This is a genomic window from Pseudomonas sp. GQ91, assembly GCF_059758795.1.
The window spans coordinates 295,625-316,420 of record NZ_JCAXED010000005.1 but is presented as its reverse complement, the minus strand read 5'-3'; the positions used below and the strand labels follow the sequence as shown (position 1 = coordinate 316,420).

Genomic DNA, 20,796 nt, shown 5'->3' with positions numbered 1-20,796 from the left:
AGGCGACATCAATCCCGGAATCCGCAATGAAACAGAAAAAAGCCCAATGGCCCTGGCACCTGCTGACCTTGCTGGTGCTGGTCGGCCTGGCGGGTGCGCTGTACTACGCCACCTCGCTGATGTCCTACGAATGGCGCTGGAACCGTGTACCGCAATATTTTGCCTATCAAGCCGAAGAGCCCCAGCGGGCGGCGGATATCTCCACCGTCATTGAACTGGTGCGCAACGGCGATACCGCCCGAGTGACCCTGCGCAACGATGCCGGCGGCGAGCAGCAACTGACTGTCGCCGAGGACAGCCTGCAAGTGGCGCGCGGCGATGATGTGGCGGAGGGCGATGCGGTCGGCGTGACCCGGCACTGGGCGCTGGGCCCGCTGATGTGGGGCTTGTGGACCACGCTGTGGCTGTCGTTGGTGTCCGGCATCCTGGGTCTGCTGATTGGCTTGGCGACAGGGTTGTGTCGGTTGTCGAATAACCCGACCTTGCGCGACTTGTCGACGATTTACGTCGAGTTGGTGCGCGGCACGCCGCTGTTGGTGCAAATCTTCATTTTCTATTTCTTCATCGGTACGGTGCTGAATCTGTCTCGCGAGTTTGCCGGTATCGCAGCGCTGTCGCTGTTCACCGGGGCTTACGTGGCAGAAATCGTTCGCGCCGGTGTGCAGTCGATTGCCCGTGGCCAAGGTGAGGCCGCGCGCTCCCTGGGCTTGAGTGCTGGCCAATCGATGCGCCATGTGGTGTTGCCGCAAGCCTTCAAGCGGGTGCTGCCACCCTTGGCCGGGCAATTTATCAGCCTGGTCAAGGACACCTCGCTGGTGTCGGTGATCGCCATTACCGAGTTGCTCAAGAGCGGGCGTGAAGTCATCACCACCTCATTCTCGCCCTTCGAGATCCTGTTCTGTGTGGCAGGCCTGTACCTGCTGATCAACCTGCCGCTGTCGAAAATGGCCAGCCGGCTTGAGCGGAGGCTCGCGCAAAGTGATTGAAGTCCGCGATCTGGTAAAAGTCTTCGACACCCGCGGGCAAGTGGTCCGTGCGGTGGATAACGTCAGCACCCAGGTGGCCAAGGGTGAGGTGTTGGTAGTGATTGGCCCGTCTGGCTCTGGCAAATCGACCTTCTTGCGCTGCCTGAATGGCCTGGAGGAATTCGATTCCGGCTCGGTGAGCATCGACGGCCTGCAACTGGCTGACCCGAAAACCGACGTGAATGCCTACCGGCGTGAGGTGGGCATGGTGTTCCAACACTTCAACCTGTTCCCTCACATGACTGTGTTGGAAAATCTGTGCCTGGCGCAGAAAGTCGTGCGCAAGCGCGGCAAGCGCGAGCGTGAAGCCAAGGCCCTGGCGTTACTGGAGAAGGTGGGCATTGCCCAGAAAGCCAACGAGTTCCCGTCGCGGCTTTCCGGTGGCCAGCAACAGCGCGTGGCGATTGCCCGGGCGCTGGCGATGGAACCCAAGGTCATGCTGTTCGACGAACCCACTTCGGCGTTGGACCCGGAAATGGTTGGCGAAGTGCTGGACGTCATGAAGACCCTGGCCCTGGAAGGCATGACCATGGTCTGCGTGACCCACGAAATGGGGTTCGCCCGGGAAGTGGCGGATCGGGTGCTGTTTTTCGATCATGGCAGGCTGTTGGAAGACGCGGCTCCGGCGCAGTTTTTCGATGCGCCGAAGGATCCCCGTGCCCAGGCGTTTTTGCGCCAGGTACTGTAAGCCCGCCTAGAACCATCAGATCCGGAAACGCCCGACCAGACTTTGCAGGTAAACCCCCAGCCGTGCCAGCTCAGCGCTGGACGCGGCGGTTTCTTCGCTGGCCGCCGAGGTCTGTTCCGAAACGTCACGTACGTTGAGCACGCTGCGGTTGATTTCCTCGGCCACGGCGCTCTGTTGTTCGGCCGCCGTGGCGATTTGCTGGTTCATCGCCTGGATGGCCGAGACGGTACGCGTGATGTTCTCCAGCGCGCTACCGGCGCGACGGGTCAACTCGACGCTGCTGTCGGTAAGCCCACGACTGTTATCCATGATGGTCGCGACCTGTTGCGTGCCGCTTTGCAGGCCGACAATCAGCTCCTCGATTTCCTCGGTGGACTGCTGCGTGCGCAATGCCAGGCTGCGTACTTCATCGGCCACGACAGCGAAACCGCGCCCGGCTTCACCGGCGCGAGCGGCTTCAATCGCGGCGTTGAGGGCCAGCAGGTTGGTTTGCTGGGCAACGGACTTGATCACGTCCAGTACGCTGCCGATCTTGTCGCTTTCACGCTTGAGGTGGCCCATGGCTTCGGTGGAGTTGCCGACTTCGCTGGCCAGGCGTTCGATCTGGGCGATGGCTTCACCCACCACCTTGTCGCCTTCGCGGGCCTGTTGGTCGGCGGCAACGGCAGCTTCCGACGCTTCCTCGGCGTTGCGTGCCACTTCCTGCACCGTGGCAGTCATTTCGTTCATCGCCGTGGCCACTTGGTCGGTTTCGACTTTCTGGCTGTTGACCCCGGCGCTGGTCTGTTCGGTAACGGCCGACAATTGTTCGGCCGCGCTGGCAATTTGCGTTACGCCATCGCTGATGCCGCCGATCAGCTCGCGCAGACCGGTGGTCATGCTCTGCATGGCGCGTTGCAATTGGCCCAGTTCGTCACGGCGTTGCGAGTTCAGGTCATGGCTCAGGTCGCCCGCGGCGACGCGTTCAGCAACCTTGAGCGTCTGGTTCAACGGGATAACGATTTGGCGAGTGATGATCCAGGCTGCCACTACGCTGAAGAGCAGCGCCAAGCCCGTTGCCAGTATCAACAGTTGCTTGGCCTGGGCGGCATCGGTATCCCGGACCACGGTTTGTGAGGCGGTCAGTTTTTTGCTGCGATCGATCAGGATATCGCCTTGTGCGGCCATGATCTTGAGGGCAGCCGCGCTGGCCACCTGGGAGTCGCGGAACTGGCTGACGGCCGCGCGATAAGCCTTGAAGGAGTCGCTGGCTGCCTGCAGGTTGGCGGCATATTGCTCGGACAGGCTGGTGCGCAGGCTGTCGATGTTCTGCAAGGCGTTGTTGATGGCATCCAGTGCCGGTTGCTCGGCTTCGGCCTTGCCGCTGTAGGTATAGCCGCGCACCTGGAAGCGTGCCTGTTGAATCAGCTTGCTCAGGTCGACCACGCTGTTGAACTGAGCGACGCTGTAACCTTGCAGCAGGCTTTTTTCAATTTCGCTGATCTGGACCACCGCGTTGTCGGCGGTCGCACCCAGTTTGCTGCGGGCGTCTTCGCGCTGGGCACCGGCCTGGACCAACGCGTTGAAGGACTGTCGATACGTGGCGACGGCGGCCAGTTGATCGTCGATCATGGCGACGTCTTTGGCCTGCTCGATCTGCCCGCGCGCGATTTTCAAGCCGCCCTCGAGTTCTTCCAGCAGCTTGTTGACCTCTTCCGGGCCTTGTTCGCCACGGCGCGTTTCATAATCCAGGCGAGCCAGGCGCAGGTCTTTGGTCAATTCGTTGAGGCTAGAAATAAACCCCAGTTTGTCACCACGACTGATCACGCCACTGAGGCCTGTCCAGCCGGTGAACGTGGTCAATAGCGTAAGAATCAATACCAGGCCAAATCCCATGCCCAGCTTGCGGTTGACGCTCACATTTCCCAACTTTTCAAACGACCAACGGTACATGCAGTGAACTCCCCTGAACAAGGCCTGGACTTATTTCAGAGGTTATCGGCAGAGGGTGAGGATTCTGTAGGCGCGAGGGGCGCCCAGCCGTTGCTCGCGAAAAGCCTGAGAGCGCCGCAATCAGGAGAGCGTGCCGTCGTTCGTGATATTCGCGAGCACGCCGTGCTCCTGCCGAGGGGGTCAGAACAGGCGGGCGAGCAAGGCGGTGACGGCGGTTTCGACCCGCAGGATCCGCGCACCCAATTGCACTGGCTGCAAACCGGCGTTGGTCAGCAAGTCCACTTCGTAAGGGATCCAGCCGCCTTCCGGGCCGATGGCCAGGGTCACCGGTTCATCCAGACCGCGTGGGCACGGTGGGTAATTGCCGGGATGACCGATCAGGCCGAGTGTTCCCTGGGTGAGGGCCGGCAAGCGGTCTTCGACAAACGGCTTGAAGCGTTTTTCGATGATGATTTCGGGCAATACCGTGTCGCGGGCCTGTTCCAGGCCGAGGATCAGTTGCTCACGGATCGCTTCGGGTTCGAGAAACGGTGTCTGCCAGAAGCTCTTTTCGACCCGGTAACTATTGACCAGCACCACCCGCGGCACGCCCATGGCCGCCACGGTTTGCAGGACCCTGCGCAGCATTTTTGGCCGAGGCAGGGCCAGCAACAGGGTCAGCGGCAATTTGGCGGGTGGCGGCTGATCGAGGGAAATCTGCAGTTCCGCTTCGCCGGCATCCAGGCGCAGCAGTTCGGCGTTGCCCATCAGCCCGTCAATCCGCCCGACGCGCAGGCTGTCGCCGACAGCGGCGCGGTGGACTTCCTGCATGTGCACCAGGCGCCGATCACGCAGGACCACCCGGTCAGCCTCGATAAAGTCGGCCTGTTCCAGCAGCAGCAGGTTCACGGTTGCGTGGCTGGCGGCTGGTCGTCGTCGGCGGGTTGCTCATCCGGGCGTTCGCCGCGCTTGCTCACCAGGCTGCCAAACAGGATGCCGATTTCGAACAGCATCCACATCGGTACGGCCAACAGGGTTTGCGAGAAGATGTCCGGCGGCGTCAGGATCATCCCGACCACAAAGCAGCCGATGATCACGTACGGACGGATCTTGCGCAGGTATTTGACGTCAACCACGCCGATCCACACCAGCAGCACCACGGCCACCGGGATCTCGAAGGCTACGCCGAAGGCGAAGAACAGCGTCATCACGAAATCGAGGTAGCTGGTGATATCGGTCATCATTTCCACGCCGGCCGGCGTAGCGGCGGCGAAGAACTTGAAGATCAGCGGGAACACCAGGAAGTAGGCGAAGGCCATGCCGGTGTAGAACAGCATGATGCTCGACACCAACAGCGGCACCGCGATGCGTTTTTCGTGCTTGTACAGCCCCGGCGCGATAAAGCCCCAGACCTGGTGCAGGATCACCGGGATCGCCAGGAACAGCGAGACCATCATCGTCAGCTTCAACGGCGTGAGGAACGGCGAGGACACGTCGGTGGCGATCATCGTCGCGCCTGCCGGCAGGTATTCGCGCAGCGGCGTCGAGACGAAGGTGTAGATCTGCTGGGTAAAGGCAAACAGCCCGGCAAAGATCACGAAGATCGCCGCGACACAGCGCAGCAGGCGGGTGCGCAACTCGGTGAGGTGCGAGACCAGCGGCATGTGCTGGTCGTTTTCCGGTTTATCAGCGCTCATGGGGCTCGCGGCGGCAATGTAGGGTCGTGGGGCGCGGGCGACGCGGTGGGCGTCGGCGCGGGTTCTGTCGGGACCGCGGCGGGCGCGGGCGTGGCGGCGGGAGCGGTCTCGGTCACGGGCGCGACGCTCGGTTCGGCCACCGGCTCGACCGGTGCGGGCGCCTGCTGCTGGGGCGCGAGGATTTTCCGCGCGTCCTGCTCCAGGGACAGGATATGTTCGTTGTGCAGCTGCCGACGAATCTCGTCGGCGCCTATTTCCCGTTCAACTTCCTGTTTGATCGCGTTGAAACTGCGTTTCAGGCGCCCGATCCACAGGCCGGCCGTACGTGCTGCCCCGGGCAGGCGCTCCGGCCCCAGCACCAACAGCGCAACGAGGCCGACGAGCAGCAGTTCAGTGAAGCTGATACCAAACATTAGTCAGTGCTCACGAGTCTTTGCGGGTCGGCTCTTCGACTTTCTCGGCCTGCACGTCGAAGGTGCGACGTTCAGTGATCGGCTGAGTGGCCTGCGGATGCACAGGCTGCGCCGGCGGAACCGGATTGGCGACGTTATCGGCCGGCTTTTCGTCATCGTTCATGGCTTTGCGAAAGCCCTTGATGGACTCGCCGACGTCGGTGCCGAGGTTTTTCAGTTTTTTGGTACCGAACACCAGGACAACCACGATGAGAATAACGACCCAGTGTTTCCAGTCAAAAATGCCCATGCTGCAATTCCTCTGTCAAAAAGTTATTCAGGCGGACGGGCGCGAGGCCTTTTCGGCGTGCCCGGACAAGCCGAAGCGACGGTCCAGTTCATCAAGCACGGCCTGTGGATGCTGCCCCAGTTGGGCGAGCATGACCAGACTGTGGAACCACAAGTCGGCGGTTTCGTAGATCACATCGCTGCAGTCGCCGCTGATTTGTGCGTCCTTGGCTGCAATGATGGTCTCGACGGATTCTTCGCCGAGCTTCTCGAGAATCTTGTTCAAGCCCTTGTGATACAGGCTGGCCACATAGGAGCTGTCGGCGGCCGCGCCTTTGCGGTCTTCCAACACCTGGGCCAGGCGGTTGAGTGTATCGGTCATGTTCAGTGTCCTGCCGAATAGATAGCGTGCGGGTCTTTGAGGACGGGCTCGACGGTTTTCCATTCACCGTTCTCGAACACCCGGTAGAAGCAGCTGTGACGGCCGGTGTGACAAGCGATGTGGCCAATCTGCTCGACCATCAGGATGATCACGTCGGCGTCGCAGTCGAGGCGCATCTCATGCAGCTTCTGCACGTGCCCGGACTCTTCGCCCTTGCGCCACAGTTTGCCACGCGAACGTGACCAATAGATGGCGCGCTGCTCGGCGGCGGTCAGGCTCAAGGCTTCGCGGTTCATCCAGGCCATCATCAGTATGCGCCCGGTCTCGTGGTCCTGGGCAATGGCCGGCACCAGGCCGTCACTGTCCCACTTGATCTCGTCCAGCCAGTCTTTCATCTTCGACTCCGACAGCCGTGCGCTACCCGCAACGGCAATGAACACAGTGTATAACCGGACGGGCTATCGGCGCACGACCAGATACAGGCCGACGGCGATCATGATCCCCGCTGGCCAATGGCCCAGGTCCTGTAGCGGTCCACCGGCCGCGAGCACCGCGCCGCCGCCCAAGTGTGCCGCACCCAGCAGACGCAGGAACCAGTCGTCCTTGCGCTCGTGCCACGGCGCGGGCGGGTCCTTGGCGTGGGGTTGGGACATGCGCTCAAGCAAGTCGCGGGTCATGTTGGCCAGGTGCGGCAATTGCTCGACCTGGCTCTGCAGGTTGCCCAGCAGGGTTTTCGGGCTGACCCGCTCGCGCATCCAGCGCTCGAGGAACGGTTGTGCGGTGTTCCACAAATCCAGGTCCGGATACAGCTGGCGGCCCAGGCCTTCGATGTTGAGCAGTGTTTTCTGCAGCAGCACCAGTTGCGGCTGGACTTCCATATTGAAGCGTCGCGCGGTCTGGAACAGGCGCATCAGCACTTGGCCGAAGGAAATATCTTTCAGCGGTTTTTCGAAGATCGGTTCGCAGACGGTGCGGATCGCCGCTTCGAATTCGTTGAGCTTGGTTTCTGCCGGCACCCAGCCCGAATCGATGTGTAACTGCGCCACGCGGCGGTAATCGCGCTTGAAGAAGGCAAACAGGTTGCGCGCCAGGTAGTCCTGGTCCTCCGGCGTGAGGCTGCCGACGATGCCGCAGTCGATGGCAATGTACTGCGGGCTCCACGGGTTGACGGTGCTGACAAAGATGTTGCCGGGGTGCATGTCGGCGTGGAAGAAACTGTCGCGGAACACCTGGGTGAAGAAAATTTCCACACCCCGTTCGGCGAGCATTTTCATGTCGGTGCGCTGGTCGGCCAGGGTCGCCAGGTCGGTCACCTGAACGCCATAGATGCGCTCCATCACCAGCACTTTCGGCCGGCACCAATCCCAATAGACTTGTGGCACGTAGAGCAGCGGCGAGCCTTCGAAGTTGCGCTTGAGCTGGCTGGCGTTGGCCGCCTCGCGCAACAGGTCGAGTTCGTCGTAGATGGTTTTTTCGTAGTCGGCGACCACGTCTACCGGGTGCAGCAGGCGCGCATCGGCGGAGAAGCGCTCGGCGGCGCGAGCGAGGATAAACAGCCACGCCAGGTCCTGGCCGATGATCGGCTTGAGCCCGGGACGAATCACCTTGACCACGACTTCTTCGCCGGTCTTGAGTTGCGCGGCATGCACCTGGGCCACCGAGGCCGAGGCCAGGGGCGCGATATCGAAGCGGCTGAAGACTTCGCTGATCTTCTTGCCCAGCTGTTCTTCGATCAGCTTCACCGACTGTTGTGAATCAAATGGCGGTACGCGGTCCTGCAACAGCATCAACTCGTCGGCGATGTCTTCGGGCAGTAAATCGCGGCGAGTGGACAGGATTTGTCCGAACTTGATGAAGATCGGTCCCAGGTCCTGCAAGGCCAGGCGCAGGCGTGCGCCACGGCTCAGTTCGAGGCTCTTGCGCGGAAACCAGCGCCACGGCAGCACATAGCGCACCGCCAGCAGGAACCAGGGCAAGGGCAAGGCGAACAGCAGGTCATCGAGGCGGTAGCGGATGACCACGCGCTGGATACGAAACAAACGGCGGACGGCGAGCAGCTTCATGCGTTATCGCTTGGATCAAGGGAGCGACTCAGGCGCTCGAAGCGCGCCTCAAGTCGTTCAAGGTCGAGTTTGGCCTGGTCGATTTCACGAAAGCGCGCTTCGGCTTCCCGTTGTCCGACGAGGGTGCGCGATTCTTCGCTGAGGTATTCGGCGAGGTTCTGGTTCAGGCTGGCGAAACCCTGCTGGTACCAGCGCGCGCGGCTGCGCAGGTGGCCACTGAGCAGGTGCGTGGCCACCGGACCGAGCCAGCGCGACAGTTCGTATTCCCAGTCCAGGTCGAGGTCTTGCAACACCGCGGCCAGGTCCATCAGGACCGCGCTGTCGCCTTCGAGCGTCACGTCCGGGCCGTGCAGGATTGCCGTCTTGTCTTGGCTCAAGGCCAGGCGCAGCAGGCTCGCGGCCGGTGCGCGCAAGGTGCAGTCGGCATCGGCGGCCCAGTGGGCCGCCAGCAACAGGCCTTCATCGCTGGGCAGGATATACAGCTGCAGGGCAGGACGTGTGCAGTCGACGGCAATGATCTTGCCGTTCAAGTGCGCCAGTCGCGCCAGGGCGGTGCTGTCCAGGCGCAGGACACGGTTGATGCCGTGTTCGACGCTGGCGAGAAGGCCTTGCAGCAGCATCAGGGCTTGATGCCGCGGTGCAGGGCGACGATGCCCGAGGTCATGTTATGGTAGGTCACCCGGTCGAAACCGGCCTCCACCATCATCGATTTCAGGGTTTCCTGGTCGGGGTGCATGCGGATCGATTCGGCCAGGTAGCGATAGCTTTCGGCGTCATTGGTGATCAGCTTGCCCATCAACGGCATGAAGGCGAACGAGTAGGTGTCGTAGACCTTGGACATCAGCGCGTTGGTCGGCTTGGAGAACTCCAGCACCAGCAGACGACCGCCCGGCTTCAGTACGCGCAACATCGAGCGCAGGGCGTCTTCCTTGTGGGTGACGTTGCGCAGGCCGAAGGCGATGGTCACGCAATCGAAATGGTTGTCGGGGAACGGCAGCTTTTCGGCATCGGCCTGGACGAACTCAATGTTGCCGGCCACTCCTTTATCCAGCAGGCGGTCGCGACCGACCTTGAGCATGGAACCGTTGATGTCGGCCAACACCACTTGACCGGTCGGGCCTACCAGCTGGGAAAACTTGGCGGCCAGGTCACCGGTGCCGCCAGCGATATCCAGCACGCGGTTGCCGACGCGCACGCCTGACAACTCGATGGTGAACCGCTTCCACAGGCGGTGCATGCCGCCGGACAGCACGTCGTTCATCAGGTCGTACTTGGCGGCCACGGAGTGGAACACCTCAGCGACCTTTTCCGCTTTCTGGCTTTCCGGGACGTTCTTGAAGCCGAAGTGAGTGGTGGGTTCGGCATCGCTGCCTTTGCGCTGATCAGTCATATCGCTGTCACCAAAAGAGAATGCGGGACATGATAATCCCCAAGGCCTGCTTTGTCTTGGCAAGGCTGAAGGTAAGATAGACGGCCACCGAGACCTTTTGCCGCATGGGCGGTCAACACATCTCTTGAATGAGGAGTCATTCCAATGGCCCGGATACAGATCGAACGTGCCCATACCCTGGGGAAAGAAGCTGCCAGGGCGAAGGCCGAGAAGTTGGCGATCAAACTCAAGGATCAATATGGCCTGGAGCCGTCCTGGACTGGCGATACATTGAACCTTAGGCGTTCCGGAGTTAAAGGCACGGTGAAAGTCGCTGAAGATTCATTGCGGGTCGAGGTGGAACTGGGCCTGTTGATGTCGGCCATGAGTGGCACCATCAAGTCCGAAATCGAGAAAGCCCTGGATAAGGCGCTGGCCTGATCAGCGCCGTGTGATCCTGCGCACGACCGGCAATCGTCCAGCGTTGTTAGGGTGCCGATTCTAATTTTTCTCCTTACTTTGTACCCAGCCCTCAACTCCTGTGGGCAGTTCCTCTACCCGTTTATACGTGAGGTGCAGCATGGCCAACGTTATGTTGAAGAAAAAAATCGACACCCGGATTAACCCGTTCAGCGATGTTAAATCCTATGCCCACAAGATCTGGCTGGCGGGTTTGGGGGCGTACGCGAAGGTCGGCAGCGAAGGCAGCGAGTACTTCAAGGAACTCGTAAAGACCGGCCAAGATGTTGAAAGTAAAAGCAAAAAAGTTGTGAACCAACAACTTGATGCGGCCAACAGTCAGCTTGATTACGTCAAGAGCAACCTCTCCAGCGTCAAAGGCAAAGTCGAGGTGCAGTTGGATAAAGTCGAGCGCGCCTTTGATAGCCGTGTTGCAAGTGCCTTGAATCGCATCGGTATTGCGGCTAAACATGACGTTGAGACACTCTCTGCTAAGCTCGATGAGCTGACGGCATTGCTTGAACGCGTCGCGCGTAAACATTAAGGAGAACGGGATGGCTGGTAAAAAGAATACTGAAAAAGAAGGCAGCTCGTGGATCGGGGAAGTTGAAAAATACTCCCGCAAGATCTGGCTTGCTGGTTTAGGCGTGTACTCGAAGGTCAGCAGTGACGGCGGCAAATACTTCGAGACGTTGGTTAAGGACGGCGAGAAAGCCGAGAAGTTGACCAAGAGCACAGTCGATAAACAAGTCGAGGCCGCCAAGGCGAATGCCAGCTCCGCCAAGTCACGTATCAGTGATGCAAAAAAACAGGTGCTCGGCACTTGGGGTGAACTGGAAGGTGCTCTCGACAAACGCCTGAACAGTGCGATCTCGCGCCTGGGCGTACCTAGCCGCAATGAAGTGAAGGCGCTGCACAGCAAAGTCGATACGCTGACCAAGCAAATCGAAAAACTGACCGGTGCCAAAGTGGCGCCTGTGGCGACCAAAGCAGCAGCAAAACCTGCTGCCAAGCCTGCGGCAAAAACCGCGGCGGCCAAACCCGCCACTAAAACTGCGGCCAAGCCTCTGGTCAAGGCTGCCGCCAAGCCGGCGGCCAAACCCGCGGCCAAGGCGCCAGCCAAGACCGCAGCAAAACCCGCAGCCAAGCCAGCGGTCAAAACCGCAGCCGCCAAACCGGCAGCCAAGCCTGCCGCCAAGAAGCCAGTGGCCGCCAAAGCCGCTGCCAAACCAGCAGCAAAAACCGCAGCCGCCAAGCCAGCTAGCAAGCCAGCCGCCGCGAAACCGGCTGCTAAACCGGCCGCTGCGAAACCAGCCGCCAAGCCCGCTGCAACCAAGCCTGCGGCAAAACCTGCCGTGGCAAAGAAACCAGCCGTCGCGAAAAAACCTGCCGCTCCAAAACCAGCCGTTGCCGCCAAGCCTGCAGCCCCGGCGCCAACAATCAACTCGGCCACCGCGCCGACGCCGGCAGCTACCTCGACTGCAACGCCGGCAACCCCGACGCCTACCAGTCAGTCCTGATTTCACGGGACATAAAAAACGCCCGGCCTTTAAAGGTCGGGCGTTTTTTATTCGGCGTCATACCCGCGGCGTCCGGCTTGGATACCCGCCCAGCACGCGTAAGATCGTTGCTCGGCAAGACTCAAGACGCTATCTACGCAAGCTCACGCTCAAGACAAGTCGCCGGGATTCGCGTCATCCAGATAACGCAGCGCAAATTTTTCGGTCGCTTGCCTGGCCGGCATCAGCAGGTGCGGCGCCACCAGCATCATGACCTGGTACACCGCTACCCGCACCTCACCCTGACGATCGAGAATCCGTTGGTAATCCAGGGAAAACAGCAGGGTCATGGTGATCTGCTCCACCAGTTGTCCCAATGCCTGGGTATCGCTGACCAACTGTCCCGCGGTTTTGAGTCGGGCCAACAGCGACGCCAGTGTGCGCTTCAACGCGGTCAGCAAATGGCGAATCCCCTTGGCCAGCTTGGGCAGGCGTCCGGCCAGGTTCGACAGGTCCTGGAACAGAAACCGATAGTGCGCCATGCGCTCGACAATCAAATGCAGAAACAGCCAATAATCCTCGGGCGCCAATTGTACGTCCGGCGGCGGGTCGAGCAGCGGCGCCAACTCTGCCTGGAAGCGCTCGAACAGCCCGAGCACCAGAGGCTCCTTGCCGTGGAAATGGTAGTAGAGGTTGCCGGGGCTGATCCCCAGTTCATTGGCCACTTCCAGGGTTGAAACATTTGGCTCGCCCTTGTGGTTGAACAACTGCAGGGCACATTCAAGAATTCGGTCGCGGGTTTTCATCCAGTCTTCTTAGTGATCGATGCGCCAAGGGGTCAGCGGACCCGCACGTAAGTGCCAGGCGCCGGTTCCATCGGGGGGTAGTTCTGGTTGCCCAGGGCGGTCAGGGTCTCGCGCTGGGTGCCCGAGCGTTGCTGGATCCACTCCAGCCACTGCGGCCACCAACTGCCTTCGATATGACTGGCGTCGTAGTACCAGGCGCGCGGGTCGCTGCTCAGTTTCGGGTTTTCGACGAAGTTGGCCTTGGGGTTGCCCGGCGGGTTGAGAATGCTTTGGATGTGCCCGCTGTTGGACAGCACGAAGCGCTTGTCGCCACCCAGCAGCAGGCTCGATCGATAGACCGCATCCCACGGGGTGATATGGTCATTGATCCCGGCCACGCTGAAACTGTCCACCGTGACTTTTTGCAGGTCCACAGGCGTGCCGCAGACCTCCAGGCCGCCGGGATGGCTCAGCGGGTTGTGCTTGAAGAAATCCAGCAGGTCGCCATGCAAGGCCGCCGGCAAGCGGGTGTTGTCGTTGTTCCAGTACAGAATGTCGAAGGCCGGTGGCTCCTTGCCCAGCAAGTAGTTATTGATCCAGTAGTTCCAGATCAGGTCATTGGGGCGCATCCAGGCGAACACCCTGGCCATGTCCCGACCGTCCAGCACGCCTTCCTGGTAGGAGCGCCGCTTGGCCGCCTCCAGGGTTTGCTCATCGACAAACAATGTGGCCGGACTGTCGATCTGACTGTCCAGCAGGCTCACCAGGTAAGTCGCGCTGGAGACGCGCCGCAGTTGTCGTTTGGCTTGCAGATGACCTTGCAGCGCCGCGATAGTCAGGCCGCCGGCGCACGCGCCCATCAGATTGACCTCGCGGGCGCCGGTGATCGCCCGGCAAATGTTCAGCGCTTCCTCAAGCGCCGCCACATAGCTGGACAGCCCCCATTCGCGGTGGCGCACGTCCGGGTTGCGCCAACTGAGCATAAACACCTGCAGTCCGTTTTTTAGGGCGTATTGGACGAAACTGTTGGTCGGGCTCAGGTCGAAAATGTAGTACTTGTTGATTTGCGGTGGCACCACCAGCAGTGGCTTGGCGTACTGTTTTTCGCTCATGGGCTTGTACTGGATCAGCTCCAGCAACTCATTGCGAAAGACCACCGAGCCTGGCGTCGTGGCCACCGTCTTGCCGACCTCGAAAGCCTGCTTGGTGACTTGGCGCGGCAAGCCATGGTTGTGCAGCAAGTCGTCGAGCAGATTGCTCGCGCCCCGCACCACGCTTTGGCCGCCGGAATTGAGCAGTTCCTTGATCGCCAAGGGGTTGAGCAAGGTGTTGGATGGCGACACCGCGTCATTCAGCAGCGAAAAGGCAAAATGTGCGCGTGCGCGGTCGTCCTCGCTCAGGGTGCTGTCATCGATCCAGTGTCTGGTCTGTGTCTGCCAGCTTAGATAGGCTTGCAGGCTGCGTCGATAAAACGGGTTGAGCCGCCAGGTCGGGTCGGCAAAGCGGCCGTCGTGGGGATTGGGCTCATGCATGGTTTCTCCCAGCAGCACGCGCCCCAGCTGGCCGCCGAGCGCCACCGCGTGCCTGGCACTGTGCAGCGGGTTACGCAGGCTATGGGCCGCGACGCTGCGCAGGGTCGATAGCAGATCCCGACCGCGCAGGCCGGTGATTGCGCTTCGGGCATTGACGAACGCGGCGGGTGTGGGCGCCGGGGTGGTCACGGATCGGTCACGCATGAGTCAACACTCCTTCGTCAATTCACCATCAGGCACGCCAATTCAGAACCATAGTCGGTTCTGGCCAGGTTGCGCGTTTGCCTGCTCGCGCTCACGTCCTTGGTGCTACAGGGCTGGGTGCGGGTGGATCACCGCACGCAGGCGTTCTTCCTGGAGAAACTTCATGATGATTGGTGCTACCGCTTCGGCCCGGGTGATCAGGAACAGGTGACCGTCGTCGATGATGTGCAATTGCGCGTTGGGAATGCGCCAAGCCAGCATGCGCATGTTGACCAGCGGGATCAGCGGGTCGTCGTCGCCGGCCAGCACCAGGGTCGGTTGCTTGATCTTGTGCAGCCAGTGAATGCTGGTCCAGCCCAGCCCGGCGAACAGTTGCCAGTAATAGCCCAGCTTGCCGGCCGAGCGTACTTTGCTCGCGTGTTCGGCCGCCAGCTTCGAGTCCCGACGGAACGAGCCGCCATAGATCATCGGCGCAATGCGCACCACGTGGGACGGCTGGATATAGCGCCGGGGGCTTGCCATCAGCCACAGCACCTTCGGCTTGCCGGGCACCATGAACGCCCCGGCTGCCGTAGCCGCGAGAATCAGCTTCTTGCAGCGTTCCGGGTAATCGTAGGCAAACTGCTGCGCCAAGGCGCCGCCCCAGGACACCCCGACGGCATTTACCTGGCCATAGTCCAGGTAATCGAGCATGCGCGCGGTGAGCTTGGCCAGGCCGGGAAAGCGATAGGGCCGGTTCGGGGTCGAAGAACCACCGACACCCGGAACATCGAAAGCAATCACTTCCAGGTCCGGATCCAGCGCCTGGACGAACGGAAACACCAGCTCGAGGTTGGCGCCGATGCCGTTGAAAATCAGCAGCGGGGTCAAGTGAGGCTTACCCGGTCGTACCGCCGTGCGGATGGTCTGGCCATCCAGATCGATGGTACGGAAGATAAACGGTTGCGGCATGCTCAAACCCTGTGAAGTGTTACAGCTGGAATTCGCTCAGTGTGGGAACTCAGTCAAGGTGGGAGCGGGCTTGCTCGCGATGCAAGCGGCACGATGTATCGGTCATGCCGAGTTGATGCCATCGCGAGCAAGCCCGCTCCCACCTTGACCGAACTCCTACACTTGATCTCATTTCAATCACACAAAAGTGTATGCGTTACCGTTCGTGAACGTATGTGCCTGGTGCAGCCTCCGCGGCTGCATGGGCTTTGTTACCCAAGCTGGCCGGAGCCTTTTTCAATTTGCCCGCGCGATCCGCCAGCCACGCCTGCCAGTGCAGCCACCAGGAGTCGGTGTGCTTGGTGGCGTTCTCCTGCCAGTCCAAGGCCTTCTGCGCCATGCTTTCGCTGGTCTGGTAACGCGCTTTCGGGTTGCCGGGCGGGTTGAGGATGCTTTGAATATGTCCGCTGCTGGACAGCACGAATTCGACCTTGCCGCCAAACAGTTGCGCCGACTTGTAGCACGACTGCCATGGCGTGATGTGGTCGTTGGTGCCGGCCAGTGAGTAAATGTCGGCGGTCACCTGCTTGAGGTCGATGGGAGTGCCGCACACTTCCAGGGCGTTCGGGCGTACCAGCGGGTTATTTTTGAACAGTTCGATCAGGTCGCCGTGAAAGGCGGCGGGCAAGCGGGTGGTGTCGTTGTTCCAGAATAGAATATCGAAGACGGGAGGCTCGTTGCCCAGCAGGTAGTTGTTGACCCAGTAATTCCAGATCAGGTCATTCGGGCGCATCCAGGCAAACACCTTGGCCATGTCACGACCTTCCAGCACACCCGCTTGATAAGAGTGACGCTTGGCCGCTTCCAGGGTCTGTTCGTCGACGAACAGCGCCACTTGAGTGTCCAGGGTGGTGTCGAGCACGCTCACCAACAACGTCAGCGCGTGGACTTTTTTCTCCCCCAGCGCGGCGTAGTGGCCGAGCAGGGCGGTGCAGGTGATGCCGCCGGAGCAGGCGCCGAGCATGTTGACGTCCTTGCTGCCGGTAATCGCCGTCACCACGTCGACCGCTTCCTTCAGCGCCTCGATATAGGTCGACAAGCCCCACTCGCGCTGCGCCTTGGTGGGGTTGCGCCAACTGACGATAAACGTCTGCTGGTTATTGCGCAGGCAGAAACGCGCGAGGCTTTTATCCGGGCTCAGGTCAAAGACATAGAATTTGTTGATCTGCGGCGGCACCACCAGCAACGGGCGTTCATGCACCTGTTCAGTGATCGGCTTGTACTGGATCAGCTCCAGCACATCGTTGCGAAACACCACGGCGCCCTCGCTGGTGCCCAGGCTCTTGCCCACCTCAAAGGCGTCCATGTTGACCTGACTCGGCATGCCGCCGTTCTGGACCATGTCCTTGGCCAGGTGCGACAGGCCATCCAGCAGGCTCTTGCCGCCGGTTTCGAAGAAGCGTTTGACGGCGGCGGGGTTGGCGGCGCTGTTGGACGGGGCCATGGCTTCGGTCATCAGATTGATAACGAAGTGCCCGCGGCTGATGTCCTGCTCTGACAGATTGCTGTCACCGATCCAGTCGTGCAGTTCCTTGCGCCATGCCAGATAGGTCTGCAGATAGCGTTTGTAAAGCGGGTTCTGGCTCCACGCCGGGTCGTTGAAGCGACGGTCATCGCTCTCGGGCGCAAGTTCGGATTTGCCGAACACCACGTTCTTCAATTCAACGCCAAAATGCGCGACATGCTTGACGCTGTGCAACGGTTGCTTGATGGCCTGGGTCAGCACCATGCGAGCAGAAGCCAGTAAATCCTTTTTCCGTAACGCGATGATCGGGTTCAGCCCGAGGGTGTTTTCCGAGGCCTGACGTTTCAAGTCATCGTTGTTCTTGTTACTCATCTACGACGCTCCATTGTCCGAAAGACGAGTACCGGGTACCGCTGCGCACCACGTGTCGGCGCACAACACCAGCCTGGTACTGCTGCTCGGGTGACCGTTGATACCGCATCGTCAAATGCAGGGAACTTGCCAGTTCCATTGGTTACCCGAGTTTAATTTTTTTCGCAAGCGGGCCATTCGTTGGCCACACGACGGGGCATTCAAGCAGATGAAATTAGAAAATGCCTACTAATGAGCAAGAGGCTTGAGTTAGAGCATCAGCCTGACGACCGACTCGTTCGGGTCGCGGGTTTTTCCGGCTGACTTGAGTTCGGCAAGATAATCGGCCCACAGAGCGTCCTGACGCACGGCAAGCTGATAGAGGTAATCCCAGGTGAACAATCCGCTGTCATGACCGTCGTCGAAGGTCAATTTCAGTGCGTACTGTCCGGCGGGCTCGATCTTGCTCAAGCCGACATTCAGCTTGCCGAATTGCAGGATCGGTTTGCCGTGGCCCTGGACCTCGGCGGAGGGGGAATGCACGCGCAGAAATTCGGCGGGCAGGTGATAGACCTCGTCCGGCCCGTAGGTCAGCGACAGGGTTTTGGAGGCTTTGTGCAGGTTTATCGCGGTAGGAAGCTTAGACATTGGGTAACCGCCCAGAGATGATCCTGAAGGAACCGGCTCAACACTGTGGGAGCAGGCTTGCTCGCGAATGCAGTGTATCAGTCCCACAGGTATTGACTGATTCACCCGACTCGCAAACAGGCCCGCTCCCACCTCAGAGCAAAGCGGTCCTGCGTGAGGCCTACAGGATATAACGAGACAGGTCTTCGTTCTGGGCCAATTCGCCCAGGTGGCTGTTGACGTACTCGGCGTCGATCTTGATCGTCTCGCCGTTCTGCGCGCCCGCCATGTCGCCCGCGCTGAAGGAGACTTCCTCGAGCAAGCGCTCAAGCAAGGTGTGCAGGCGACGGGCACCGATATTCTCGGTCTTTTCGTTGACCTGCCAGGCGATCTCGGCCAAGCGCTTGATGCCATCCGCCTGGAACTCGATGCCCAGGCCCTCGGTTCCCAGCAGTTCGCGATACTGCTCGGTCAGCGACGCGTGCGGCTCGCTGAGGATGCGCTCGAAGTCACCCGGCGTCAGCGCCTTGAGCTCCACGCGAATCGGCAGGCGGCCTTGCAGCTCCGGTACCAGGTCGCTTGGCTTGCTCAGGTGGAACGCACCCGAGGCGATAAACAGGATGTGGTCAGTCTTGACCATGCCCAGCTTGGTATTGACGGTGCAGCCCTCGATCAGCGGCAGCAGGTCGCGCTGCACGCCTTCGCGGGATACATCGACACCGCCGGAATTGCCGCGCTTGGCGACCTTGTCGATCTCGTCGATAAACACAATGCCGTGCTGCTCGACCGCTTCCAGGGCCTTGGCCTTGAGTTCTTCCTCATTGACCAGGCGGCCGGCTTCTTCGTCACGTACCAGTTTCAGTGCTTCCTTGACCTTGAGCTTGCGGCTTTTCTTCTTGCCCTTGCCCATGTTGGCGAACAGATTCTGCAACTGGCTGGTCATTTCTTCCATGCCAGGTGGCGCGGAAATATCGACGCCAGAGACTTCGGCGACTTCGATCTCGATTTCCTTGTCGTCCAACTGGCCTTCACGCAGGCGCTTGCGGAACAGCTGGCGCGTGTTGGAGTCCTGGCTCTGTGCCGAGTCTTCGTTGAAGCCCATGCGTGCCGGTGGCAGCAGCGCGTCGAGGATGCGTTCTTCGGCGGCGTCTTCGGCGCGATGGCTGACCTTGGTCATTTCCTGTTCGCGCAGCAGTTTCAGCGCGGCGTCGGCCAGGTCACGGATGATCGATTCGACGTCACGGCCGACGTAGCCGACTTCGGTGAACTTGGTCGCTTCGACCTTGATGAACGGCGCATTGGCCAGTTTGGCCAGGCGACGGGCGATCTCGGTTTTACCGACGCCTGTAGGACCGATCATCAGGATGTTTTTTGGGGTTACTTCGACGCGCAGTTCTTCGGGCAGTTGCATCCGGCGCCAGCGGTTACGCAAGGCGATGGCGACGGCGCGTTTGGCATCGTCCTGGCCGATGATATGGCGATCGAGTTCATGGACGATTTCGCGGGGAGTCATGGACATAATGGTGTGCGGTCCTCAAGCAGGAAAAAGCCGACGGCTTATTCCGCGAGGTCCTGCTCCTCAATGGTCAGGTTATGGTTGGTGAAGACGCAGATGTCGCCGGCGATACCGAGGGCTGTCTCGACGATTTCTCGTGCCGACAGCTCGGTTTTCTTCAGCAAGGCGCTGGCTGCCGCTTGAGCGTAGCCGCCGCCGGAGCCCATGGCGATCAAACCTTGTTCGGGTTCTACAACATCGCCGTTACCGGTAATGATCAGCGAGGCGTCTTTGTTGGCGACCGCGAGCATGGCTTCCAGGCGACTGAGGGAGCGGTCGGTGCGCCATTCTTTGGCGAGTTCGACGGCAGCGCGAACCAGATGCCCCTGGTGCTTCTCCAGTTGGCCTTCGAATCGCTCGAAAAGGGTGAAGGCGTCAGCGGTGGCACCTGCAAAGCCGGCGAGGACCTGGCCGTGGTACAGGCGACGCACTTTTTTCGCGTTGCCTTTCATCACGGTATTGCCAAGGGAAACCTGGCCGTCGCCGCCCATGACGACTTTGCCGTGGCGACGAACTGAAACGATGGTGGTCAAGGGGAGAGTCTCCACGCTGGGGGGCGAAAATGCCCTGATGGAAACAGATATGGGGGTAATGGCGATGATTTCAAGCGTAGGACGGCAGTGTAGACGAGTGGCGTTTATGTGTCGGACCTAGTCTTGAGATCGATGCAGATCCAATGTGGGAGCGGGCTTGCTCGCGAAAGCGGTGTGTCAGTCGCCGAAAATACTGACTGATCTACCGCAATTCGCGAGCAAGTCGAATCGTCGCACCGCCGCTCCCACATTTTTTCCCGCGCTGGCTGGGGATCAGCGGCTCTGGCGTTGTTGTAGCAACAAGTTGTTGAAGCCGGCGCCGGCCAACTGTTTCTGGGCTACGGTCAGCTGTTCACGGTTGCTGAACGGACCCACCAGCACGCGATACCAGGTCGCCTCCTTGACCGTCCCCGACTCTACCGTCACCGACTGCCCCAGCAGGATGATCTGCGCCCGTACCCGATCCGCATCCGCCTGCTTGGGGAAAGAGCCCGCCTGCAGGAAGAACTTGGTCACCGGGGCCGCCTTGGTGGTGGCGACGGGCGGTGCCGGCGGCGGAGTGATCCCGGCCAGCGCGGCCTGGGCGCGCGCGGTGTCGATCTTCGCAGCTTCCGCCGGGGTGACCGGTGTCGTCGGTACTACCGGCACTTGCGGCGTGGGCAGGGTTTTCTCCGGCACGGCGTCCTGCGGCACGATGACTTCCGACTCCGGCAGCAGCGTGTAGAAGTCATACTTGGGCTTCACCGGTGCTGTCGGACTTGGTGGGGTCTTGTTGGCTTCGGCGATCTTGGCCTTGCGCTGTTCCTGCTTGACCCGCTTGACGTCATCGCCCTGGCCCGGCTCGAGCTTCATCAGGAACACGATGAACGCGCCGACCGTCAAGCCGATGACCAGCCACATCCAGCCCGGGATCGGTTTTTTTGCCGGTGCCTGGTAGCGGCTGGCGCCGCGCTTGGGTGCAGGTTTTTTCTTGGCAGCCAA

General features: G+C 60.6%; 23 protein-coding genes and 1 pseudogene. 5 read left to right on the top strand and 19 right to left on the bottom strand.

Going from position 1 to position 20,796, the window contains the following annotated elements; translation table 11 throughout:
- Nucleotides 1-26: 26 nt before the first annotated feature.
- A complete protein-coding gene (locus tag AC6CIA_RS09965) occupies nt 27-986 on the top strand; it encodes an amino acid ABC transporter permease (protein ID WP_084379864.1) in 960 nt (319 codons plus the stop codon).
- Entirely contained in the window at nt 979-1,713 is a 735-nt protein-coding gene (locus tag AC6CIA_RS09960; RefSeq protein WP_339529412.1) for an amino acid ABC transporter ATP-binding protein, read from the top strand. The genes AC6CIA_RS09965 and AC6CIA_RS09960 overlap by 8 nt, the downstream gene beginning before the upstream one ends.
- Nucleotides 1,714-1,728: 15 nt before the next feature.
- Here AC6CIA_RS09960 and AC6CIA_RS09955 read toward each other — a convergent pair whose 3' ends face one another.
- From AC6CIA_RS09955 to ubiE, 11 genes and pseudogenes are all read right to left on the bottom strand, one after another.
- A complete protein-coding gene (locus tag AC6CIA_RS09955; RefSeq protein ID WP_498311785.1) occupies nt 1,729-2,442 on the bottom strand; it encodes a methyl-accepting chemotaxis protein in 714 nt (237 codons plus the stop codon).
- Between the two features lie 141 nt (nt 2,443-2,583).
- Nucleotides 2,584-3,588, bottom strand: a pseudogene (locus tag AC6CIA_RS09950) (methyl-accepting chemotaxis protein); the annotation flags it as partial.
- A 237-nt stretch (nt 3,589-3,825) separates the two neighbouring features.
- Nucleotides 3,826-4,533: a 16S rRNA (uracil(1498)-N(3))-methyltransferase gene (locus AC6CIA_RS09945; RefSeq protein WP_498311719.1), complete on the bottom strand. Its 708-nt coding sequence runs from the start codon at nt 4,531-4,533 to the stop codon at nt 3,826-3,828.
- Entirely contained in the window at nt 4,530-5,321 is a 792-nt protein-coding gene (tatC, locus tag AC6CIA_RS09940) for a twin-arginine translocase subunit TatC (RefSeq protein ID WP_498311718.1), read from the bottom strand. The genes AC6CIA_RS09945 and tatC overlap by 4 nt, the downstream gene beginning before the upstream one ends.
- Entirely contained in the window at nt 5,318-5,734 is a 417-nt protein-coding gene (gene tatB / locus AC6CIA_RS09935) for a Sec-independent protein translocase protein TatB (protein ID WP_498311717.1), read from the bottom strand. Before tatB ends, tatC begins: the two co-directional genes overlap by 4 nt.
- A gap of 10 nt (nt 5,735-5,744) precedes the next feature.
- Nucleotides 5,745-6,023, bottom strand: a complete 279-nt coding sequence (locus tag AC6CIA_RS09930) for a twin-arginine translocase TatA/TatE family subunit (protein ID WP_339529416.1) — start codon at nt 6,021-6,023, stop codon at nt 5,745-5,747.
- A 27-nt stretch (nt 6,024-6,050) separates the two neighbouring features.
- On the bottom strand, nt 6,051-6,383 hold the full coding sequence (locus AC6CIA_RS09925) for a phosphoribosyl-ATP diphosphatase (protein ID WP_017478214.1): 333 nt from the start codon (nt 6,381-6,383) through the stop codon (nt 6,051-6,053).
- Between the two features lie 2 nt (nt 6,384-6,385).
- On the bottom strand, nt 6,386-6,778 hold the full coding sequence (hisI, locus tag AC6CIA_RS09920) for a phosphoribosyl-AMP cyclohydrolase (protein ID WP_498311716.1): 393 nt from the start codon (nt 6,776-6,778) through the stop codon (nt 6,386-6,388).
- A 63-nt stretch (nt 6,779-6,841) separates the two neighbouring features.
- The gene (gene ubiB, locus AC6CIA_RS09915) at nt 6,842-8,446 is read right to left on the bottom strand and encodes a ubiquinone biosynthesis regulatory protein kinase UbiB (RefSeq protein ID WP_498311715.1); all 1,605 of its coding nucleotides are present in this window, start codon (nt 8,444-8,446) and stop codon (nt 6,842-6,844) included.
- Nucleotides 8,443-9,066, bottom strand: a complete 624-nt coding sequence (locus tag AC6CIA_RS09910; RefSeq protein WP_498311714.1) for a ubiquinone biosynthesis accessory factor UbiJ — start codon at nt 9,064-9,066, stop codon at nt 8,443-8,445. Before AC6CIA_RS09910 ends, ubiB begins: the two co-directional genes overlap by 4 nt.
- Nucleotides 9,066-9,836 carry a bifunctional demethylmenaquinone methyltransferase/2-methoxy-6-polyprenyl-1,4-benzoquinol methylase UbiE gene (gene ubiE / locus AC6CIA_RS09905; protein WP_339529420.1) on the bottom strand — a complete coding sequence of 257 codons (771 nt, stop codon included), beginning with the start codon at nt 9,834-9,836 and terminating at the stop codon, nt 9,066-9,068. Before ubiE ends, AC6CIA_RS09910 begins: the two co-directional genes overlap by 1 nt.
- Nucleotides 9,837-9,980: 144 nt before the next feature.
- On the opposite strand from ubiE, the gene AC6CIA_RS09900 reads away from it, so the two are divergent.
- The 3 genes from AC6CIA_RS09900 (at nt 9,981) to AC6CIA_RS09890 (ending at nt 11,794) form a co-directional block, all read left to right on the top strand.
- Nucleotides 9,981-10,256, top strand: a complete 276-nt coding sequence (locus AC6CIA_RS09900) for a polyhydroxyalkanoic acid system family protein (RefSeq protein WP_339529421.1) — start codon at nt 9,981-9,983, stop codon at nt 10,254-10,256.
- Between the two features lie 139 nt (nt 10,257-10,395).
- On the top strand, nt 10,396-10,818 hold the full coding sequence (locus AC6CIA_RS09895; RefSeq protein ID WP_498311713.1) for a phasin family protein: 423 nt from the start codon (nt 10,396-10,398) through the stop codon (nt 10,816-10,818).
- A gap of 10 nt (nt 10,819-10,828) precedes the next feature.
- A complete protein-coding gene (locus AC6CIA_RS09890) occupies nt 10,829-11,794 on the top strand; it encodes a phasin family protein (protein WP_498311712.1) in 966 nt (321 codons plus the stop codon).
- Nucleotides 11,795-11,943: 149 nt separating this feature from the next.
- Here the strand turns inward: AC6CIA_RS09890 and AC6CIA_RS09885 are convergent, their stop codons facing one another.
- The 8 genes from AC6CIA_RS09885 to AC6CIA_RS09850 all read right to left on the bottom strand — a co-directional run bounded on the left by AC6CIA_RS09885 (nt 11,944) and on the right by AC6CIA_RS09850 (nt 20,796).
- On the bottom strand, nt 11,944-12,579 hold the full coding sequence (locus AC6CIA_RS09885; RefSeq protein ID WP_498311711.1) for a TetR/AcrR family transcriptional regulator: 636 nt from the start codon (nt 12,577-12,579) through the stop codon (nt 11,944-11,946).
- A gap of 32 nt (nt 12,580-12,611) precedes the next feature.
- Nucleotides 12,612-14,294, bottom strand: coding sequence for a class II poly(R)-hydroxyalkanoic acid synthase (gene phaC / locus AC6CIA_RS09880; RefSeq protein WP_498311710.1), 1,683 nt, complete (start codon nt 14,292-14,294; stop codon nt 12,612-12,614).
- A 105-nt stretch (nt 14,295-14,399) separates the two neighbouring features.
- On the bottom strand, nt 14,400-15,245 hold the full coding sequence (phaZ, locus tag AC6CIA_RS09875) for a poly(3-hydroxyalkanoate) depolymerase (protein ID WP_498311709.1): 846 nt from the start codon (nt 15,243-15,245) through the stop codon (nt 14,400-14,402).
- Between the two features lie 196 nt (nt 15,246-15,441).
- A complete protein-coding gene (phaC, locus tag AC6CIA_RS09870) occupies nt 15,442-17,121 on the bottom strand; it encodes a class II poly(R)-hydroxyalkanoic acid synthase (RefSeq protein WP_498311708.1) in 1,680 nt (559 codons plus the stop codon).
- 249 nt (nt 17,122-17,370) lie between these two features.
- Nucleotides 17,371-17,748, bottom strand: a complete 378-nt coding sequence (locus AC6CIA_RS09865) for a gamma-butyrobetaine hydroxylase family protein (protein WP_339529428.1) — start codon at nt 17,746-17,748, stop codon at nt 17,371-17,373.
- 160 nt (nt 17,749-17,908) lie between these two features.
- Nucleotides 17,909-19,246, bottom strand: a complete 1,338-nt coding sequence (gene hslU / locus AC6CIA_RS09860) for an ATP-dependent protease ATPase subunit HslU (protein ID WP_339529429.1) — start codon at nt 19,244-19,246, stop codon at nt 17,909-17,911.
- Between the two features lie 38 nt (nt 19,247-19,284).
- A complete protein-coding gene (hslV, locus tag AC6CIA_RS09855) occupies nt 19,285-19,815 on the bottom strand; it encodes an ATP-dependent protease subunit HslV (protein ID WP_498311707.1) in 531 nt (176 codons plus the stop codon).
- 273 nt (nt 19,816-20,088) lie between these two features.
- Entirely contained in the window at nt 20,089-20,796 is a 708-nt protein-coding gene (locus tag AC6CIA_RS09850) for an SPOR domain-containing protein (protein ID WP_339529431.1), read from the bottom strand.

Bases quoted from the DNA above. Each gene is read 5' to 3' on its own strand.
- AC6CIA_RS09965 (WP_084379864.1), top strand. From the start codon at position 27: ATGAAACAGAAAAAAGCCCAATGGCCCTGGCACCTGCTGACCTTGCTG.
- AC6CIA_RS09955 (WP_498311785.1), bottom strand. From the start codon at position 2,442: ATGAACGAAATGACTGCCACGGTGCAGGAAGTGGCACGCAACGCCGAG.
- tatC (WP_498311718.1), bottom strand. From the start codon at position 5,321: ATGAGCGCTGATAAACCGGAAAACGACCAGCACATGCCGCTGGTCTCG.
- tatB (WP_498311717.1), bottom strand. From the start codon at position 5,734: ATGTTTGGTATCAGCTTCACTGAACTGCTGCTCGTCGGCCTCGTTGCG.
- AC6CIA_RS09930 (WP_339529416.1), bottom strand. From the start codon at position 6,023: ATGGGCATTTTTGACTGGAAACACTGGGTCGTTATTCTCATCGTGGTT.
- AC6CIA_RS09925 (WP_017478214.1), bottom strand. From the start codon at position 6,383: ATGACCGATACACTCAACCGCCTGGCCCAGGTGTTGGAAGACCGCAAA.
- hisI (WP_498311716.1), bottom strand. From the start codon at position 6,778: ATGAAAGACTGGCTGGACGAGATCAAGTGGGACAGTGACGGCCTGGTG.
- ubiB (WP_498311715.1), bottom strand. From the start codon at position 8,446: ATGAAGCTGCTCGCCGTCCGCCGTTTGTTTCGTATCCAGCGCGTGGTC.
- AC6CIA_RS09910 (WP_498311714.1), bottom strand. From the start codon at position 9,066: ATGCTGCTGCAAGGCCTTCTCGCCAGCGTCGAACACGGCATCAACCGT.
- ubiE (WP_339529420.1), bottom strand. From the start codon at position 9,836: ATGACTGATCAGCGCAAAGGCAGCGATGCCGAACCCACCACTCACTTC.
- AC6CIA_RS09900 (WP_339529421.1), top strand. From the start codon at position 9,981: ATGGCCCGGATACAGATCGAACGTGCCCATACCCTGGGGAAAGAAGCT.
- AC6CIA_RS09895 (WP_498311713.1), top strand. From the start codon at position 10,396: ATGGCCAACGTTATGTTGAAGAAAAAAATCGACACCCGGATTAACCCG.
- AC6CIA_RS09890 (WP_498311712.1), top strand. From the start codon at position 10,829: ATGGCTGGTAAAAAGAATACTGAAAAAGAAGGCAGCTCGTGGATCGGG.
- AC6CIA_RS09885 (WP_498311711.1), bottom strand. From the start codon at position 12,579: ATGAAAACCCGCGACCGAATTCTTGAATGTGCCCTGCAGTTGTTCAAC.
- phaC (WP_498311710.1), bottom strand. From the start codon at position 14,294: ATGCGTGACCGATCCGTGACCACCCCGGCGCCCACACCCGCCGCGTTC.
- phaZ (WP_498311709.1), bottom strand. From the start codon at position 15,245: ATGCCGCAACCGTTTATCTTCCGTACCATCGATCTGGATGGCCAGACC.
- phaC (WP_498311708.1), bottom strand. From the start codon at position 17,121: ATGAGTAACAAGAACAACGATGACTTGAAACGTCAGGCCTCGGAAAAC.
- AC6CIA_RS09865 (WP_339529428.1), bottom strand. From the start codon at position 17,748: ATGTCTAAGCTTCCTACCGCGATAAACCTGCACAAAGCCTCCAAAACC.
- hslU (WP_339529429.1), bottom strand. From the start codon at position 19,246: ATGTCCATGACTCCCCGCGAAATCGTCCATGAACTCGATCGCCATATC.